Consider the following 310-nt stretch of genomic DNA (forward strand, 5'->3'; position numbering starts at 1 on the left):
CCGCGACGCGCACCACGAGCGCGTCGAGGAGCATCGCGGTGATCGACGCGCCGATGTGCCGCACGACCTGCGCGTCCTCGTCCGGCCGGGCCTGACTGGTGGCCACGATGCCCAGACCCAGGTCGGCGGTGGCGGAGACGTGCAGCGGCCGGCCGTCCAGGTGGGCGCCCGCACCGGTGCGCGCGGTGTACGTCTCACCGGTCAGCGGCAGGTGCACCACGGTGAGCACCGGCCGGTTGTCACGCACCAGGGTGGCGGTGACCGCCCACTCCGGCAGCGCGTGCAGATGATTCACGTTGCCCTCGGCCGG

The 310-nt window shown here is 73.9% G+C and carries 1 protein-coding gene; it reads right to left on the minus strand.

Translation table 11 applies throughout. The annotated features are described in order from the left end of the window. Positions 1 to 310, minus strand: a 310-nt coding sequence (locus AA75_RS31865) for an inositol monophosphatase family protein (RefSeq protein WP_033823812.1), incomplete at both ends; no start/stop codon positions are given.

It is taken from the genome of Kitasatospora sp. MBT63 (genome assembly GCF_000710465.2).
GTDB lineage: Bacteria > Actinomycetota > Actinomycetes > Streptomycetales > Streptomycetaceae > Kitasatospora.